The organism is Methylobacterium frigidaeris, from assembly GCF_022179185.1.
Taxonomy (GTDB): domain Bacteria; phylum Pseudomonadota; class Alphaproteobacteria; order Rhizobiales; family Beijerinckiaceae; genus Methylobacterium; species Methylobacterium frigidaeris.
Window position 1 is genome coordinate 1 of sequence record NZ_BPQJ01000054.1, and the last position, 16,822, is coordinate 16,822.

Sequence of the window (16,822 nt, forward strand, 5' to 3'; positions counted from 1 at the left end):
AAGCCATTCGTTTGGACCAAGTCAGCCGACGCGATCCTGGCCAGTGTCGGACGCTCCTGCACACAGATCTCTAACTCAGACCACTAAGCATAACGGCACAGTTTGAGAGAACGAACTGCAACACGGCGCTGGGCTTGGTCATTGATCCGTGTCTGACCCCACGGGAGAGGTCCCTATGTCAGACACGACTCGCGAGGACAAAATGGCGCTGCTGCAGCAGGATGGCCTTGCGTTGCATCGCAGCCAGCCAACCGAGCACCATCTCGGCCGGCAGCTGCGCAGGATCTACGAGGCAATGCCAATGCCGGAAGATCCGCAGCTTGCTGCCCTGGTCGAACAGCTGACTGTGCGCCTGTCCGAAGCCAAGCAGCAGGACTGATCGCCTAACGGCAGTGATCTGCCCGGATAGGCTGGCCGGCTGGGGTATGGCAGGCGCATGCCATGAGGCTTCCACCAGCGCCCGTACGGGCCTGGGCATCCCCGGTGAGCAAGCGCTTCAACAGGTGTTCCAGCGGCGCCGCTTGGTAAGGCTTCTGCAGCACCGGAACCGCCTTGTAGGCCTCCTCCAGCCCCTGCCTGCCGTATCCGGTCGCGAACAGGAAGGGCGTGCGACGCTCGAACAGCAGATCCGCGATGGGGTAGCTGCGCGCGTCGCCGAGGTTCACATCCAGCACCGCCAGATCGAACGATCCGGTACGAGCCTGCGCCAGGGCCTTGTCGAGGCGCATCGCCACGACAACCTCACAGCCGAGGTCGACCAGCATGTCCTCGGCCAGCATGGCGACGAGGCTTTCGTCCTCAACCAACAGAACCCGACGTCCAACCAGCAACGTCATGAAGCCTGCCGCCCCTCGATAGTCTCCTGGCCGACCCAGCCCAAAGTGGTCAGCGGGATCTGCAGTTCGCAGATCACGCCGGCAGGCGCGTAGGTGATTTCGGCGCTGCCATCAAATTCCATGGGGAGCTGCCGCTCGATCAGCCGCGAACCGAACCCCTTGCGCGCCGGCGGCGTAACGGCGGGACCACCGCATTCCTCCCAACGCAGGTTGAGCTGCTGGCGCCCGTCGTCCAGGTCGCGCAAGGCCCAGGTCAGAATGACCTGGCCATCAGGGACCGCCAGGGCTCCGTACTTGGCCGCGTTGGTCATCAGCTCATGCAAGGCCATGGCCAGAGTCACGGCTACCTTCGGGTGCAGACGCGCATCCGGTCCTTGTAGCTGAAAGCGGTTAAGGTCAACCTCCGCTAGGAGGTGCGGCGCAAGCGCGCGCTCGATCACGCTGCGCAGGCTGGCGCTTTCCCAGTTGTCCTCGACCAGCACGTTGTGGGCGGTCGACAAGGCGGCCATGCGCGCGTCGAACACACCCCGCGCTGCCGGGTCCGGCGGTCCCCGGAACGTCTGGGCAGCGATCGACTGCACCGTGGCGAGGGTGTTCTTTACCCGGTGGTTCAGCTCGTTGATCAGCAGGCGTTGGCGCTCGGCCGCGGCCTTCTCCTCGCTGATGTCACGCACCTCGATGATCGTGCCGATGATGTTGGTGGCATCGTCGCGGATTGGGCTGGCGGTGAACCCAACCGGGTAGAAATGCCCATCGCGGTGGACAAACACCTCCTCACCGCGCTCCTGGTTGTTTTCCGGGAAGGCGCGGTCGATCGCGCACTCGTCCAGAGGGAACGGTCGCCCGTCCGGGTAGGTGTGGTGGACGATGTCGTGCAGCGGGCAGTCTCGCGCCAGCACTTCTTCAAGCGTCCAGCCGGTCAGCTGCTCGGCCGCGCGGTTCATGTAGATGCAGTGCTGCCGGTCATCTATCAGGAAGATCGACACCGAGGCGTTGTTAAGCACGGCATTGAGCCGCCGCTCGGTCTCGAACAGCTGGCCGGCGCCACGCCGCAGGCTTACCAACGGCGTGCTGGCCTCGGCAGTGGATTGCAGTGGTTGCCGGGAGTTCGGCACGGTCAGGAGCCATTTTTTTGCGGGTTGGTCTGGCACCCGCGGCGTAGGCCAGACAGCGGGCAGTAGGCGTCATGAGCGGCAGCGCTTGCCGCAGACCTAGGGTCTGCAATGCCCAAGGTAAGGGGGTTGTTCCCTGACTCGCTGATGCAAGGCTGGATCGTTGACGGGGCTGTGACCAATCCGACCCACCAACCTCCATTAGCGCGCCACGGGCCCAACCGGATGACCTGACGCAGTAACACTGTAAAAAATGAGGTAGTCCTGAAGCATGAACCGGGCAATCAGTCGGCCTCGGTGGGTGCCCTGCGGATGAAGGACAGCACATCGTTCAGAGGGAGAGAGCTAGGGTATTCGGGAAAAGCGAGGCTCACAGGTGCGCCAAGGGCTGCCATGATGTCCCGCAGGCCTTCAACCCATGCGCCAGCCTCAGCTTGGGTCACGAAACCCGTCCGCACCATTTCCTTGTCCGGCTCGATGGTTACCATGACCGAAAACCGACCGTCCGGCATGTCAAAGATTTGATAGCTAACGCGGCGCGCCATGCCGTGGGCCTAGCGCATAATCCCGCAGATGCCAAACCGTGTGAACAAGTTTTACTTTGAAACAGTTCCATTGAAGGAAGATCGGAACGCCGCACGCACCCGCGCGTTCTGTCCCAGGTTCCGAGTCGTTTCCTCAGCACTGATCGCCCGCTAAGGTCCGAACCCTCCAGTGGGCGTTATGTTGTTGGAACCGTTCCGGTTTGTAGGCATTGGCTTAGCTGTCACACCCGCCTGCCGCCGTTGGCTGCTTGGCTGGCGTCACAGGTGGGCCGGGTCTCCGCGACGGAGGGAACGACCCGGCCTGCTTCGTGGGCCATATCTGTGCGTTCAAGACCAAAGCCGCAAAACAGCTAAGCCGCATCCTCTTTGCGCTGCTCCTGCATCGACGCCAGCGGTGCCTCCAACCGGCAGACCAGGCCTGTCGGCGCGTAGGTCAGCTTTACCTCACCCCCAACCTCAGCTGCAAAGCTGCGTTCGATCAGCCGCGAGCCGAAGCCTTTGCGCTGCGGCAGGACCAGAATGGGTGGGCCGCCCTGCTCGGACCAGGTCAGACTGAAGCGGGCCTCATCCGCGGCGTGCACAACATGCCAACGCAGTTCGACGATGCCATCCTCGTTCGAAAGCGACCCGTACTTGGCCGCATTGGTCGCGAGTTCGTGCAAGGCGAGCGCCAGCGACAGCGCCGGTTTGGCAGCGAGCAGCACATTGGGGCCACTGACGCGAATGCGCGCCGGGCCGACGTTCCGGTGCACACTGAGGGCACCTTCAACCACCTCGCCGATCGGTGCGGCCGTCCAGCTGGCTTGGGTCAGGATGTCGTGCGCCCGCCCGAGCGAGATCAGCCGGGACGCGAACGCCTCACGCATCTCATCAACGTCCGTAGCACCGCGCAGCGTCTGGCTGGCGATCGCCTGGACCAGCGCCAGGGTGTTCTTCACCCGGTGCTGCAGCTCGCCCGTGAGCAGGCGCTGGTGCTCCTCGGCCCGCTTCCGTGCAGTGATGTCGAGCATGGCGCCGATCATCCGCACCCCGCGACCGCGCTCGTCCCGCAGCACGTACCCGCGATCGAGGATGTCGGCGTAGCTGCCGTCCGCGCGCAGGAAGCGGTACTCGTCGCTCCAGTGCTCGCTCTCGCCGTTGATGACGGCGTAGATGCTGGTCTTCACCCGCTCGCGGTCATCGGGATGGATGTGCGACTTCCACCATGAGCCGCTTGGTCCCACCTCGTCGGGGGCATAGCCGAACAGGGTTTGCACGGCTTCGTTCCAGCGGATGTGGTCGCTGGCCAGACCCCAATCCCAGATCGCGTCGTTGGTCGCCCTAGATGCGAGCCGGTAGCGCTCCTCGGTCTCGCGCAGCTCCTGCTCGGCCCGTCGCCGCGCGGTGATGTCCCGCACGGTGCCGACAAAACGCACGGTGCGGCCGTTCTCGATGATCGCCTGGCCCTTCGCAGCGATCCAGCGCTCGACACCATCCTCCAGGCCGAGCGTGCGATACTCGATATCGAAGTGACCCGGCCCAGCCGGATCAAGGGCGGCCTGCACGGCTTCGTCCGCGCGCGCGCGGTCCTCGGGGTGCAGCCCAGCCAGGAAGGTCGCGTAGCTGACCGGCGCGTCGGGCGACAACCCGAACACGGCACGCACGCGTGCATCCCAGCCGAGCTCACCTATGACGAGATTGTAGTCGAAGATGCCGATGCCGGTGGCTTCAGCAGCCAGGCGTAGCAGGTCCTGCGTCTTGCGCAGGTCCTCCTCGGTCTGGCGCCGGTCGTGGATGTCACTGTCGCTGCCGAGCCAGCCGATGACCTTACCTGCTTGGTCGCGCAGTGGCTCAGCCCGGATCAGGAACCAGCGGTAGATGCCATCATGGCGACGCAGGCGCGCTTCGGTGTCGTACAGGACCCCGCGGGTGCGGGCGCTCTCCCAGACTTCCAGCAGGCTAGGCAGGTCGTCGGGGTGAATGACCTCGGCCCATCCCAGCGGCAGGGCCTGCTCGGGGGTTTGACCGGTGTACTCGTACCAGCGGTCGTTCAGGTAGCTGAGGCCGCCATCCGGGTTGCCGAACCAGATGATCGCTGGCGAGAGTTCGGTGAGGGCCTGGAAGCGCTCCTCAGCCTGCTTGCGCTCGTGAATGTCGAGCGAAATGCCGATCCAGCTCAGGAGCTGCCCGTCACCGTCCCGCATCGGCTGACCGCGCGAGAGGAACCAGCGGTACTCGCCATCCGCCCGACGCAGCGGGAACTCAACCTCGTAGTGACTCTCGGACCGGGCTGCCGAGAGCCAGGTTTCGCGGACTCGCTCTCGGTGCTCCGGGTGGATCACGCTCATCCAGCTCGCCTCGCCGGTCTCTCCGCGAGGAAGGCCTGTGTAGTCGTACCAATATGCGTTGCAGTAGGTGATGGTGCCGGCGACATCGCCGAACCAGACCACCTGCGGGCTGACTTCGATAAGCGACCGGAAGCGAAGCTCGCTGGCATCGCGCTCAGCGGCATGCGTGCGTTGCTGGGTACGGTCGCGTAGGATCTTCAAGAAGCCATGGACCGCGCCGTCCCCGGCCTTGAGCGGCATCATCTCGCCCTGGGCCCAGAACCGCTCGCCACTTTTGCGCAGGTGCCAACGCTCGTCGGGTGCGCTACCTTGTTCGAGCGCCAGGCGCATCTCGATCTCAGGCCGGTGTCCGGCTCGGTCCTCCGGGGTGAAGAACGCCTGCACATGCTGGCCGAGCATTTCGACTTCGGTCCAGCCGAGGATGCGCGCGGCACCTTCGTTCCAGCGGGTGACCCGGCCGTGCCGATCGGTGGCGACGATCGCGTAATCCGTCGCACTGTCCAGAATGCGGTCCCGCAGTTCCCTCTCGGCGCGCTGCTCGAGCAGGGTTCGGCGTAGCTCCAGCTGCATCATGGTCTGGCGCGCCAAGTGCCTCAAGCTCGCCTGTTGGCGGTCGCTCAGCGTGCGGGGCGTCGTATCGAGCACGCAGACGGTGCCGATTGGTAGGCCTTCAGGGGTCTTGAGCAGCGCGCCGGCGTAGAACCGCAAGCCCGGAGAACCAGTCACCAGCGGATTGCACGAGAAGCAGGGATCCTGCGTGGCATCGGGCACGTACAGGAAATCCTGCTGCAGAAGGGCCTGGCGGCAGAACGAGCTTTCAAGGAGGGTTTCGCGTACGCCCAGCCCGATTTCAGCCTTAAAGAACTGCCGCCCGTCGCCGATCAGGTTGACCACGGCGATCGGCGTTCCGCAGATTTCAGCCGCCAGCATGGCGATGCCGTCGAACTCCTCCTCGGTCGGCGTGTCGAGGATCTGGTAACGATCGAGCGCGCGTAAGCGCATCTGCTCCGCGGAGAGGTCATGAGGCTGGCTCATCTCCAGATGAGCCGTGAGGTCGCGATCTTGTTCCATGTCGGAAGCCGATTTGACGTCTCACACTGCCTAACTAGCAGCCGGCCGCAGGGCGATCAGCGTGCCGGATGTGCCGTAAACAGCGCCGAGCACCGTCTCGAAGTGCTGCTTGACGGCCCTGTGACACTCGCAGGCCTTCGCTTCCAGCGCCGGCCGGTTGGATACGATGATGCGCCCGCGCCGGACTTGGATCAGCTCCTGCTGCTGTAGGCTCTTGAGCGTGCGGGTCAGGTAGGAGCGTTGCACGCCGAGCAGGTCGGCCAGCAGCTCGTGGGTGATCGGCAACACCTCACTGCCAAGCCGATCCTGCAAGCCGAGGATCCAGCGGGCGCAGCGCTCCTCGATCGGGTGAAGGGCATTGCAGGCCACCGACTGCAGAACCTGGGCCAGCAGGCAGTCGGAGTAGCGCGTGAACAGGTTGCGCAGCGCCGGCGAGGCGGCCTTTGCCTCCTGCAGGCGCTGGGTCTCCAGGCGCAGCATCGGTCCGGCGATCTGCACGACAGCACGGCTGAACGCCGGCAGCGAGCCCTGGCTGACCACGCCACCGATCGCGCCCTCGTAGCCGACGGTGGCCACCTCGACCGTGCGTCCGTCGCGCATGGTGATCACAAGGGCTGCCACGCTCGACCCGCTCGGAAAGGAGATGAAGGAGACGTCCTCGCCGGTTTCAAACAGCACCTCGCTGCGTCGGCACTCTCTCAGCTCCAGGTAGGGCGCGAGAAGCGCGCGGTCCTTAGGACGCAGGGCCTTGAGGAGGAGGTTGCCGCTGAAACGCGGATCGGTGTCAGGGATCATCAGCGGCAGGGGTCAGGGTTAGGTGTACTCCCCCTCCTAGCGCAACGCTTGACGCACTGTCTGTGCACAAGTGCACAATTATCTGGAAATTAGCCTGTTTTCATAGGTTTGCCGCAGGTTAACTGGCACTACTCACCGTGCCTTGCAACCTTCGGTCCCATCAGGGTTTTTAGCCCTGAGCCGCAACCTTCCCTAACCAGATCCCCGGTCCGATGCCACGATTTTTCATCGACTATGAGGACGGCGCCCAGTCGCTGCGGGATGATGAGGGGGAGGAGTACCCGAGCCTCGAAGCCGCTCGTAATGCGGCGATCGCAGCTCTACCTGATGTCGGTCGTGAAGCGCCGCCGCAGGACGGCAAGCGCACGTTCGTGGCCTACGTCCGCGATGAGTGGGGGACGCGGCTCTGTACCATCAGCCTGAACCTGGATGCGACCTGCTACCCAGAGCGCCAGAAGCGTCGCGGTTGATCCATTCTGAGGCCGGTGCTCCGCTAAAGGGGGCCGTTTGGAAAAACATGCCCGCGTGCCGGATAAATCAGCGCACGATTGTCTACTTTTATACTGAACTCCGTGCCCGAATTTGGCTAAGGTCGATGGTGTTCACACCATGGTGGCTGATCGTTTGAGGTCACCACCTGCGAAGCGAGGGCTTGTGCACATGTCCGGCCTTCTGGATTACGATACACCGGCAGCCTCTGCGGGTGAGGTAACCTATCGGGTGTTCTTCCTTGGCCCTTCTGGAGCCGTACAAAGGGCTGACATCCTGCGTGTGCTCACGGATGATGAGGCGCGCCAGGCGGGTCGCTGCCTAGTCAACGGCTACGGCATCGAGGTTTGGGAACGATCGCGCATGATTGAGCGGTTTCCACCGCGAGCGGCGCCCTATCTTGAAGGCTGACAGGAACTCCGAACTGTCGCGTTCTCAGACCGGATCACTAGAGAGTTTTGCGTACCGGTCTGACAATGCGGCGCTCTGGACGCTGAGTTCACTATCAAAAACAGAAAATTATATCTGGTTACACGTAGGTTTGAACTAACTGGAAAATGTCAGCTTGCTGTCCTACGCACTGGTGCGAGAGGTCAAGCGCAACCACGCGTACCGGATCCAGGTGGCGTACAAGCTTGGCAGTTTAACTGTTAGTCGCCTTGTTCGTTTTTCGTTCTATGTGGAGACCGCTTTTGTTCCGTGAGCCAGCCTTACGGCTCAAAGCGTACACTAAGTGACGAGAGGATGATCACGCTTACCAGGAAAGAGGCATAGGATGGAACATGGATGGATCAGATTGGGCTATCCAGCATGACTGCCATGCCCTCACCCAATGATCGCCTCGCCAACGAACGGGCAGTTCTTGCTAAAGCAGAGCATGACATTGTCGAGGGCGAACAGCGGATCACAGAGCAGACTATCCGAATTCTGGTTCTTAAAGCAGAGGGTCGAGCAACGGAACAGTCCGAGCTGCTACTTACGACTTTGTGGGACACTCTGGCACTGTGGTACGCCCACCGCGTTGAAATTTTGGCCACAATCCAGCAGTTAGAGGCTGAGGTGACGAACGGATACTGATAATTGGAGAACTCATTATACCTAAGTTCCCATAGCACACCTCAACGTGCAGCGAATTGGATTTGGGCGAGAGATATGCGAGCTACAAACGATGGACAAATAAAAGTCGAGATGCTGCTCATGACTTGTGAGTTAGGAGCATTTCCCCCCGGTGCGATCCCATTGATCAACAATCTGACGCAGAGCGTCCCTTGCAGCGGCACGACCATCTGGGGTTCTTAGCTTGACACAAAGACGCTGAAAGTCGATGAGTTCCGCAGTCTCGTTTTCTGCGGCCTCATCTAAAAATACATCGATGGGTACATTGAGGCATTCGGCAATTTCACGCAGGCGGACACTGCTAGTGCACTGACTCATTCGGATGGTGCAGCGTTGCCGTTGACGGCATCGAGGATGGCGGCGGCCGGCTTGGTCCAGACGAAGGGCTTCGGCCTGCCGTTGTGCTCGGCAATGTAGCGGTTGATCGCAGCCTGAAGGTCGACGATCCCGCTGAAGCTGCCCCGTTTCAGCCTGCGCCGGGTCAGGGCGGAGAAGAAGCCCTCGACCGCGTTCATCCATGAGGCCGAGGTCGGGGTGAAGTGGAAGATCCAGCGCGGATGCCGGGCCAGCCAGGCCCGTACCTTCGGGTGCTTGTGGGTGGCATAGTTGTCCAGGATCACGTGGATCATTTTGCCGGCCGGCACCGCCGCCTCGATGGTGTTGAGGAAGCGCAGGAACTCGTCGTGGCGGTGACGCTGCATGCAGCGCCCGATCACGGTGCCCTCCAGCACGTCGAGCGCGGCAAACAGCGTCGTGGTGCCGTGACAGACGTAATCGTGGGTCCGGGTTTCGGGACGACCTGGCGTGACGGGTCGGCTTGGGCGGGTGCGCTCGAGGGCCTGGATCTGGCTCTTCTCGTCGAGCGAGAGCACGACGGCGTGGCGCGGCGGATCCATGTAGAGCCCGACGATGTCCTCGACCTTCTCGGCGAAGGCCGGATCGTTCGAGCGCTTGAAGCTGCGGACCCGATGCGGCTGGAGGCGGTGCGCGTCCCAGATGCGCTGGACCGAACGCAGGGAGATCCCGACGGCTTGCGCCAGGGCGCGGCCGGTCCAGTGGGTGACCTCACCGGGCGGCTCGGAGCAGGTCAGCGCCAGCACCTCGGCGACGGTGTCGGTGGAGTGAGGCGGCTTGCCGGGCGGGCGGGTTTTGTCGCGCAACAGTCCCTCGACGCCTTCTTCGGCGTATCGCTGTTGCCAGCGCCAGACGGCCGGCTGGCTGACGCCGGCCTGCTGGGCGACGTCGAGGACGGAGAGGCGTTCGGCCGAGAGCAGGACGATGCGGGCGCGCTGGATGTGCTTGAGGGGCTGCGCCCGATCGGCGACGATGGCGGACAGGTGCGCCAGGTCGGCGGCGCTGGGGATCACGCAGACAGTCTGAGCCATGCCTCAGACTCGCACGGCTTACGCCTCTTGTGAATCCTCTGAATGCGTCAATGCACTAGCTGCGCAAGGGCGAGAGTGGTTCCACCCGCATGCATTGGGACGTACCGGAAGGTGGCTCGGGAGGTGGCGACATGGTTCACGTGCGAGCGCATCGGGGCTGTCGCTATAGAGGGCAGCACGCCCTCGGTAAACGCCGCATCCGCTCAACAGCACACCGACAACCTGGCGCAAACCGCCATGCTCGGAGGTCTTCTGGTTTGAGTGGGACCACATGGGCTCGTCGCTCAGCTCAGCGGTTCGGGTGAGCAGCTGGTCCTCAGAGTTCAAGTCGAGATGCGAGCCTCGGCTCCTAGGCGGGCTGTGAGAAGCGGAACTGTTTCACGCCCTCGTGCGATTACTAACTTAGTTTAATCCAGGGCTGTCGCGGATCGGGAGGCGTTGTGCCGAGCGGCCTCCTCACCCCGCATCGACCGCCACCATGCTCGCCACTACGCACCTCGGCCTCATCAACACCTTCATCGGCGACATCCAAGGTGGTCTCGGACCATTCCTTGGTACTTGGCTCGCCAAGACCGATGGTTGGTCACCGGCCCGCGTCGGGTTGGTGACGACGCTGGTGGGTGTCGGTGGCCTCTTCCTCAGCGGACCGGCCGGTGCCTTGGTTGATCGGGTCGGACGCCCGCGCCTGCTCATTGCGGTCGCCTGCACGGCCATCCTCGGTGGTACCCTCCTCGTTCTACCGGCCCAGTCGTTCCTCACCGTCTTCACAGCCCAGATGCTCGCAGCAGCTGGCGGGATCCTGCTGCTGCCCGCTGTGACGGAACTCACGCTCGGCATCGTCGGCAAGGATCGCTTCCCCAAGCAGCACGGTCGCAACCAAGCCTATAATCACCTCGGCATCCTGATCGCCGCCGGTCTCATCAGCTTCGGCACCGAGCATCTCGGGCCGGCGGTGGCTTTCTGGGTGCTCGCGGCTATGGCGGTGCTGGCCATCGTTGCCACCCTGACCACGCCGGGTCACTGCTACAACGGGCGCCGGGCCGTCGGCTGGAAGGAGGATGATCCAGACGACAAGCCGGAGCGGGCTAAAACCCGCAGCGTCCTCTCCAGCCGCAAGCTCATGGTCCTGGCGCTCGCTCTTGCCTTGTTCAACCTCGGCAATGGGGGGATGCTGACCTTGCTCGGGCAGAAGCTCGTCGCGGCCGGGAGCGATGCCACGGCCTGGACGGCCCGCTACGTCATGGTGGCACAGCTCGTGATGATCCCGGTGGCGCTGCTCGCCGGCTCGCTCGCCGACAAGCGCGGCCGGCGCAAGCTCCTGCTTGTGGCACTTGCGGCTTTGCCGGTGCGAGCTGCCCTGTCCGCCTTCATCGACGACCCACTCTGGTTGATCTCGGCCGAAATCCTGGATGGAGTTGCCTCCGGCATCGTCGGTGTCGCCGTTCCGGTGGTCGTGACCGACCTGACTTGGAGTTCGGGTCGGACACAAACAGCGCTCGGCACCGTTAACGCGGTGCAGGGCATCGGAGGCGCGCTGTCAGCCTGGTACGGCGGGGTTGCACAATCGCTGGTTGGCTGGACCGGAGCATTCCTGGCACTCAGTGCTCCGGCCCTTGTGGCCCTGGCACTGGTTGTCTGGCTCGATGCCACGACAGAGCCTGGTCGCCGCACCCGGCGGCGCGAGCGGACCAAGGCTACATCCCTGCAGCCCGCTTGAGCTCAGGACAGGCTCGCTCATACAAAGGACGGAAGGGCTAAAAACAGAGCAATTCCAACCTGTTCAACCTGTAGATGTAATAAAGGGTTCTACGCTCTGCTTTAGCTCCGCGTGGGCTGAGAAGCGAGAAGGTTGGCTGGAGCGCGTTAAGGCTGTCTGCCAGCGACAGCGGGGTTGGGGGCGAAATCCGGACAGTGCCCTACCCAGTACCCTTGAGGAGGCGTGAGAGCCTGGCCAGAAGGGCTCGAGCGGGCTGCTGGTGTAGGATCCCAAAGCAAAGGAATGCGTTCATCTCTTCACCGTGTGGCGCACAAGAGTCGTGCCTCGTGTTGTCGGCCTTCGCCTATTTGCCCCTTGCCGGGCTGTTCATCGTCGGCTTGGTCACCATCAATTGGCTTGAGCCGTGGGCCGATTTGGTGAGTGGAGTACTCGGAGCCATGGCTCTAGGACTTGCCGCCTTTATTGCGTCTCTTTCGGCGAGTTCCCAGGCGTTGGAAATCATCGCGAGCCGTGCCGACCCGATGGGCTCGACGTTCATTTTGGCCAGCCACTCGGATCTGTCCGCTGAGCGCGGCTGCCACCTTGAAACGGGTCGGCATCAAGCTCGTCCTCACAAGATGACCCGTTGCGTGATCCCACGGAGCAGCCGAGTTGCGCCGTGAGCCGACCCTCAGCATGTCCGACTCGGACCGCTACTCTTGACCCCGAGAGACCATTCAATGCTTCGTCAACGACCATCCGGCGCAGGAGCATAGCCTCTCCGCTGACGCCCTACCGCTTACATCGGGGCCACCTGCTCGATGCTGAGGAGTTCGTAACACGGTGAGCAGGATGAAGACGGCGCTCGACAGGTTCACGGTCAAAGGTCGGGAAACCAGTATCCGCGTGCGCCAGGAGCGAGCCAGGCAACGTGCCGCCGATCTAGCGCCGGTCATCGAGGAGATCCGGGGAGGCGCCACGACGTTACAGGCCATTGCTAAGGCACTGAACGCTCGTGATATCCCGGCCCCTCGTGGTGGCCATTGGACCCCTGTACAGGTCAGCCGGCTTCTCACTTACGCGGCAGCCGTTCATGATGACGGCCCGGTTTTCGAGGGGGATGCTCTCGCCGGGCCGTCAGTGACTCCCGTCGAGCAGCGGGCAAGACAGGAGTGACGCTGCTGTAAATACCGCAGTCGTCGCGGCTTCCCAGCTGGTGTGATCGCTTGATCAAGTGGCAGGCCAGGACACATCAGGAAGCTGTTCAGACTGCACCGGCCCGGTCTGCCTGTCGCACGAGGTTGCGGGGGCGATCGCCAGCACAATGGCTTTAGGAGTAGCACATTCTAAACTGCAGGTAAAAGCACCCGGGAAGAGAGAACGCATGATAAGAGCGAGTATGGCGCAGTCAAATGCCAACCCTCCTCCACAAGAAGTCTCAACACCAGCTCGCCAATGCGCGGCCGGCAATTATCATCCATGCTTCGTACCCTTTGTGCCCGTGAGTTATAGCTCGACCCTGGCGTTGTTCTGACACATGGCGGCCCTGGCGCAGCGTGGACGCGATAGAGGCGGCGTGAATTTTGGAAGGTAGTTCCTCGCGGGGCGGTGCGGCGCAATGCGCAGCACTTCAGCGCGATACGCACCAGTAACGCCTCACCAATCAATATTCGGTTGTGACCCGGGCGAGGCTCGACGCTAGCTCGTCCTTGCGTGTGGCTTTGATACCTCGTGCGCGCCCGAGACTATCAGCTCGAGCTCGCATGGGCGGCAACAGAGGGGTTGTTGCGGCGCTCATTCAGGCGTGTTGGGTAGCCTTCAGGCCGCCGATACGCTGGCAACGAACTCCTGAATGGCATGACGCAGGCGAGCCGCCTCGGCGGTCACGTCCGAAGCGGAGCGGCGCACACCATCAATCGATTCCGCGGTGCGCTTCATCCCGCCGCGAGCCACTCCAACGCTCAAGGCTGAGCTCCGCGGAAGCGGAGCCACTTAGAGCGCCTAACAGAACGGCACGATCGGGTCGGTTGGGCGTTGTCTGGTATGGCTCGCCCGCTTCTACCCGACGATCTCTGGGCTGCGATCGCCCTGCTTCTGCCGCCACACCCGCCTCGCCCCAAGGGTGGGCGTCCCCGGTTGGACGATCGCGCCGCCCTGACGGGCATCCTGTTCGTGCTGCGCTCGGGCATCCCCTGGGAGATGCTGCCGGCCGAGATGAACTGCGGCTGCGGCATGAGCTGCTGGCGCCGGCTGCGCGACTGGCAGGCCGCCGGTGTGTGGCGGCGCCTGCATCAGGTGCTACTCGAGCGCCTACATGCGGCGGGTGAGATCGACTGGAGCCGAGCGAGCGTCGACAGCGCGAGCGTGCCGGCGAAAAAAGGGGGTCTGCCACCGGCCCGAACCCGACGGACCGGGGCAAGGCCGGCACCAAGCGCCATCTCATCACCGACGCGCGCGGCACGCCGCTCGGCCTCGTTCTGACCAGCGCCAACTGCCACGACAGCCCGCTGATGGCCCCGACGCTGGACGCGATCCCGCCTGTGCGTAGCGGGCGGCGGGGACGCCCGCGCCGGCGGCCCGACAAGCTGCACGCCGACAAGGCTTACGACGCCAGAGTGCGGCGGCAGGAGTGCCGGGAGCGCGGGATCAGGCCGCGGATTGCCCGACGCGGCATCGAGAGAAGTGACCGGCTCGGACGGCATCGCTGGGTGGTCGAGCGCAGCCACGCCTGGTTCAACCGCGCCCGCCGATTGCCCATCCGCTATGAGCGCCGCGCCGACATCTACGAAGCCTTCACATTCCTGCAGGCCAGTCTCATCACGCTCCACCAGATCGAGCGGTTCTGTTAGGCGCTCTTAGTGAAACTCGTACATCCAGCCGAACAACAGCCAGCATGGAACCAACATAGGCGCTGCCTGTTGCGTTGTGCAGCACAGCATGTCCGCCGAGGAGCCACCGTGATTGGACCTGCAGAAATTGAAGATATGATGCTGGAGTATGCCGGTGCACAGGCGGCAGCTGGCAACTCCGAGCTATCTGGGTCTCCACATGGGCTGCTGGCGAGCTGGTCGTGGGTGCTCGGATCCCCTGGTAATCAAAGCCGAACGCACCTCCGCGATACGAAGGCTCCTGGGGTGGCATGGCTGTTTTGGCCTCAGCCGCAATCACCAGAATGATGAGAAGCTGATTGTGCACCGCGGTCACATAGTTGAACCTTGAGCGTGACGATTGATGAAATATGACATGACTTTTTTGGAGTAAAACGATTCACTTAGACTTGAAAATACTTAAACCGCAACAACATAGGTGCAACGCACCAAATGAACCTACTTGGCTCACGGTCTGGGTGCAGCGTTCACGTTGTATTTGGTAAGTGATTTAAGTAGACATGTGAAGAAGATGGGGCAGACGACATGAGTAAAATTGCTGATCTCAGCCAGAATGCTGCTGAAAACGCCAAGCAGATTGTGCAGAAGAACGTCGAGACACCCTCTCAGCAGGCCCGCGAGGCCGCTGATCGCTTCACCCGCACGCTCGGCTTCACCGGGCAGGACAGCGAGCGCCTCGCACACCAGTCCAAGCAGAACCTCGAAGCCGTCACGCGCTGCGGCATGGTTCTGACCCAGGCCATACAGGATGCCTCGCGGATCTGGTTCGAGCTGGGTCAGAAGCAGTGGCAGCGCAACCTCGACGGACTCAATAAGCTGATGCGCGCGACCTCCGTGCAGGAGTTCACCGCAATCCAAAGCGAGCTGGTCCGCGAGGGGCTGCAGCAGATGGTGCAGGACAGCAAGGCCATCGCCGAGGGCTCGGTCCGCGCGGTCGAGGAGGCCAGCAAGGCCTTCTCCGGCCTTGCCCAGCAGAGCTCCGCGCTCACCCGCTGAGGCGCCTAGCGCCCCGAGCCGCACACCTCGGGGCGCGCCAACCCCTTCGAGGGGCGGTCGCCTCTTCTCCTGCCTCCCACGCGGGCGCCCGCACCGCGCGGTGCGGAGTACCCCATGTACGCCCCCTTCTTCCTCCTCAACTCGACGATGCTGGCCCGCGAGGCCCAGAGGGTGATCGAGCTCCGGCTCGTCAGGCTGGCCGGGGGCGGCGGGACGGCCGCGCGGAGGCAACCTTGATGATCATCGAGAAGATCGGGGTCGCCGTCGAGGCGGCCGAGACGCTGATGAGCGGCGGCTCGCCCTCGACGGTCGTGTCCCGCTACCGCGAGCACGTAGCCGCAGAACACCAGGCGCCTGATCGCCCGGTCGCTCGCAGAGCTCCCCGTCCGTGACACGCGGCCTCGCGTCGGATCGATCCCGTTGATCAGGCGGGATGCCCCCAACAGATAGGCCTTCACCGTGACGCAGCCATCCAACACGCGCAGCTGGCTCGCCCCGACCCTGCTGGGAGCGGCAGCCGCGCTCGGAGCTTCAGCCCTCTATGCGGTTGCCAAGACGCGCGAGGCGGAACGGCGCCACCCGCCAATCGGCCGCTTCATGACCGTCGACGGCGTGCGCCTGCACTACCTCGAGCGCGGCCGCGGCGAGCCGCTGGTGCTCATCCACGGCAACGGCACCATGATCCAGGACTTCCTGGTCAGCGGCGTCGTCGACGCGTTAGCCGAGCGCCACCGGGTAATCCTCATCGACCGGCCCGGCTACGGCTACAGCGAGCGGCCGCGCGCCCTATGGACGCCGCGAGCTCACGCGACGCTGTTCGAGAAGGCGCTGCGGCGGCTCGGCGTCACGCAGGCGGTGGTGCTCGGCCACTCGTGGGGCAGCCTGGTCGCGGTCGCCCTCGCTCTGCAGGCGCCGCAGATGGTGCGTAGCTTGGTGCTGGCTTCCGGCTACTACTACCCGACGCTGCGCGCCGACGTGGTGCTGTTCTCGCCGCCGGCGATCCCGGTGCTCGGGGACGTGATGCGCTATACGGTGTCCCCGGTGGTGTCGCGGCTGATCCTGCCGGGCTTGATCAAGGCGATGTTCGCGCCAGCCCCGGTGCCGGAGCGCTTCGACGAGGAGTTCCCGAGGGACCTCATGCTGCGCCCGTCTCAGCTGCGGGCTTCGGCGGAGGACGCGGCGCTTATGACGCCGGTCACGGTGGAGCTTCACGAGCACTACCGCAACCTGAAGCTGCCGGTCGTGATCATCGCGGGGGCGGACGACCAGGTCGCCGACGTCGGCCGCCAGTCGGAGCGGCTGCACCGCGAGTTGCCGCAGAGCGCGTTGATCGTCGTTCCGGGCCTGGGGCACATGATCCACCACCTCGCCCCCGAGCAGGTGGTCAGGGCCGTCGAACAGGCTTCGGAGCACCCGCGCGCCAGAGCCGCCTGAGCCGGTCCGAGGAGCGGGGAGACAGCCTGTTCCGGCTCCCCATCCCCCGGTCCGCGGGGCGCGACCACGGCGGCCGTGGTCAGCCCCTCTGTCACTTGCGCTCGGTCAGCTGTCAACGGGCCTGGAAGTCTC

General features: G+C 63.8%; 18 protein-coding genes. 12 read left to right on the plus strand and 6 right to left on the minus strand.

The genetic code is table 11. The features are described from left to right. Positions 1-202 precede the first annotated feature (202 nt). On the plus strand, positions 203-379 hold the full coding sequence (locus MFF64_RS31395; protein WP_165795613.1) for a hypothetical protein: 177 nt from the start codon (positions 203-205) through the stop codon (positions 377-379). 4 nt (positions 380-383) lie between these two features. Here MFF64_RS31395 and MFF64_RS31400 read toward each other — a convergent pair whose 3' ends face one another. The 5 genes from MFF64_RS31400 to MFF64_RS31420 all read right to left on the minus strand — a co-directional run bounded on the left by MFF64_RS31400 (position 384) and on the right by MFF64_RS31420 (position 6,686). Beyond that, positions 384-836, minus strand: coding sequence for a response regulator (locus tag MFF64_RS31400; protein ID WP_099901019.1), 453 nt, complete (start codon positions 834-836; stop codon positions 384-386). Continuing rightward, positions 833-1,951 carry a sensor histidine kinase gene (locus tag MFF64_RS31405; protein WP_238193314.1) on the minus strand — a complete coding sequence of 373 codons (1,119 nt, stop codon included), beginning with the start codon at positions 1,949-1,951 and terminating at the stop codon, positions 833-835. Before MFF64_RS31405 ends, MFF64_RS31400 begins: the two co-directional genes overlap by 4 nt. Positions 1,952-2,232: 281 nt before the next feature. Beyond that, positions 2,233-2,493, minus strand: coding sequence for a hypothetical protein (locus MFF64_RS31410; protein ID WP_207767950.1), 261 nt, complete (start codon positions 2,491-2,493; stop codon positions 2,233-2,235). Between the two features lie 350 nt (positions 2,494-2,843). Beyond that, entirely contained in the window at positions 2,844-5,855 is a 3,012-nt protein-coding gene (locus tag MFF64_RS31415) for a PAS domain S-box protein (RefSeq protein WP_238193336.1), read from the minus strand. A 66-nt stretch (positions 5,856-5,921) separates the two neighbouring features. Further along, entirely contained in the window at positions 5,922-6,686 is a 765-nt protein-coding gene (locus tag MFF64_RS31420; protein WP_238193315.1) for a Crp/Fnr family transcriptional regulator, read from the minus strand. Positions 6,687-6,898: 212 nt separating this feature from the next. On the opposite strand from MFF64_RS31420, the gene MFF64_RS31425 reads away from it, so the two are divergent. The 3 genes from MFF64_RS31425 to MFF64_RS31435 all read left to right on the plus strand — a co-directional run bounded on the left by MFF64_RS31425 (position 6,899) and on the right by MFF64_RS31435 (position 8,252). Continuing rightward, complete coding sequence (locus tag MFF64_RS31425; protein WP_238193316.1) at positions 6,899-7,156, plus strand: DUF6894 family protein; 258 nt, start codon at positions 6,899-6,901, stop codon at positions 7,154-7,156. A gap of 190 nt (positions 7,157-7,346) precedes the next feature. Then, positions 7,347-7,586, plus strand: coding sequence for a hypothetical protein (locus MFF64_RS31430; RefSeq protein ID WP_238193317.1), 240 nt, complete (start codon positions 7,347-7,349; stop codon positions 7,584-7,586). 375 nt (positions 7,587-7,961) lie between these two features. Beyond that, complete coding sequence (locus MFF64_RS31435) at positions 7,962-8,252, plus strand: hypothetical protein (RefSeq protein WP_238193318.1); 291 nt, start codon at positions 7,962-7,964, stop codon at positions 8,250-8,252. 353 nt (positions 8,253-8,605) lie between these two features. On the opposite strand, the gene MFF64_RS31440 is transcribed toward MFF64_RS31435, so the two are convergent. Beyond that, entirely contained in the window at positions 8,606-9,676 is a 1,071-nt protein-coding gene (locus MFF64_RS31440) for an IS630 family transposase (RefSeq protein WP_238193319.1), read from the minus strand. A 478-nt stretch (positions 9,677-10,154) separates the two neighbouring features. Between MFF64_RS31440 and MFF64_RS31445 the strand changes: the two genes are divergently transcribed. From MFF64_RS31445 to MFF64_RS31475, 8 genes are all read left to right on the plus strand, one after another. Then, a complete protein-coding gene (locus MFF64_RS31445) occupies positions 10,155-11,393 on the plus strand; it encodes an MFS transporter (protein ID WP_099902024.1) in 1,239 nt (412 codons plus the stop codon). 326 nt (positions 11,394-11,719) lie between these two features. Further along, on the plus strand, positions 11,720-12,055 hold the full coding sequence (locus MFF64_RS31450; protein ID WP_238193320.1) for a hypothetical protein: 336 nt from the start codon (positions 11,720-11,722) through the stop codon (positions 12,053-12,055). A 169-nt stretch (positions 12,056-12,224) separates the two neighbouring features. Continuing rightward, positions 12,225-12,548, plus strand: a complete 324-nt coding sequence (locus MFF64_RS31455) for a recombinase family protein (protein WP_238193321.1) — start codon at positions 12,225-12,227, stop codon at positions 12,546-12,548. Between the two features lie 867 nt (positions 12,549-13,415). After that, positions 13,416-14,221, plus strand: a protein-coding gene (locus MFF64_RS31460; protein WP_099900399.1) for an IS5 family transposase whose coding sequence is annotated in 2 segments (ribosomal slippage) — positions 13,416-13,758 and positions 13,758-14,221 — 807 coding nt in all. Because the reading frame shifts where the segments join, the coding sequence is not laid out codon by codon here. Positions 14,222-14,785: 564 nt separating this feature from the next. Beyond that, entirely contained in the window at positions 14,786-15,256 is a 471-nt protein-coding gene (locus MFF64_RS31465) for a phasin family protein (RefSeq protein ID WP_099900397.1), read from the plus strand. A gap of 114 nt (positions 15,257-15,370) precedes the next feature. Continuing rightward, entirely contained in the window at positions 15,371-15,493 is a 123-nt protein-coding gene (locus MFF64_RS38080; RefSeq protein WP_309296473.1) for a hypothetical protein, read from the plus strand. Then, positions 15,493-15,648 carry a hypothetical protein gene (locus MFF64_RS38085; RefSeq protein WP_244913921.1) on the plus strand — a complete coding sequence of 52 codons (156 nt, stop codon included), beginning with the start codon at positions 15,493-15,495 and terminating at the stop codon, positions 15,646-15,648. The genes MFF64_RS38080 and MFF64_RS38085 overlap by 1 nt, the downstream gene beginning before the upstream one ends. A gap of 67 nt (positions 15,649-15,715) precedes the next feature. After that, positions 15,716-16,690, plus strand: a complete 975-nt coding sequence (locus tag MFF64_RS31475) for an alpha/beta fold hydrolase (protein ID WP_238193322.1) — start codon at positions 15,716-15,718, stop codon at positions 16,688-16,690. The last annotated feature ends 132 nt before the right edge of the window (positions 16,691-16,822 follow it).

What these genes read in the sequence shown, in the direction of transcription:
- MFF64_RS31395 (WP_165795613.1), top strand. Translation starts at nt 203, where the DNA reads ATGGCGCTGCTGCAGCAGGATGGCCTTGCGTTGCATCGCAGCCAGCCA.
- MFF64_RS31400 (WP_099901019.1), bottom strand. Translation starts at nt 836, where the DNA reads ATGACGTTGCTGGTTGGACGTCGGGTTCTGTTGGTTGAGGACGAAAGC.
- MFF64_RS31410 (WP_207767950.1), bottom strand. Translation starts at nt 2,493, where the DNA reads ATGGCGCGCCGCGTTAGCTATCAAATCTTTGACATGCCGGACGGTCGG.
- MFF64_RS31415 (WP_238193336.1), bottom strand. Translation starts at nt 5,855, where the DNA reads ATGAGCCAGCCTCATGACCTCTCCGCGGAGCAGATGCGCTTACGCGCG.
- MFF64_RS31420 (WP_238193315.1), bottom strand. Translation starts at nt 6,686, where the DNA reads ATGATCCCTGACACCGATCCGCGTTTCAGCGGCAACCTCCTCCTCAAG.
- MFF64_RS31425 (WP_238193316.1), top strand. Translation starts at nt 6,899, where the DNA reads ATGCCACGATTTTTCATCGACTATGAGGACGGCGCCCAGTCGCTGCGG.
- MFF64_RS31430 (WP_238193317.1), top strand. Translation starts at nt 7,347, where the DNA reads ATGTCCGGCCTTCTGGATTACGATACACCGGCAGCCTCTGCGGGTGAG.
- MFF64_RS31435 (WP_238193318.1), top strand. Translation starts at nt 7,962, where the DNA reads ATGGATCAGATTGGGCTATCCAGCATGACTGCCATGCCCTCACCCAAT.
- MFF64_RS31440 (WP_238193319.1), bottom strand. Translation starts at nt 9,676, where the DNA reads ATGGCTCAGACTGTCTGCGTGATCCCCAGCGCCGCCGACCTGGCGCAC.
- MFF64_RS31445 (WP_099902024.1), top strand. Translation starts at nt 10,155, where the DNA reads ATGCTCGCCACTACGCACCTCGGCCTCATCAACACCTTCATCGGCGAC.
- MFF64_RS31455 (WP_238193321.1), top strand. Translation starts at nt 12,225, where the DNA reads ATGAAGACGGCGCTCGACAGGTTCACGGTCAAAGGTCGGGAAACCAGT.
- MFF64_RS31465 (WP_099900397.1), top strand. Translation starts at nt 14,786, where the DNA reads ATGAGTAAAATTGCTGATCTCAGCCAGAATGCTGCTGAAAACGCCAAG.
- MFF64_RS38080 (WP_309296473.1), top strand. Translation starts at nt 15,371, where the DNA reads ATGTACGCCCCCTTCTTCCTCCTCAACTCGACGATGCTGGCCCGCGAG.
- MFF64_RS38085 (WP_244913921.1), top strand. Translation starts at nt 15,493, where the DNA reads ATGATCATCGAGAAGATCGGGGTCGCCGTCGAGGCGGCCGAGACGCTG.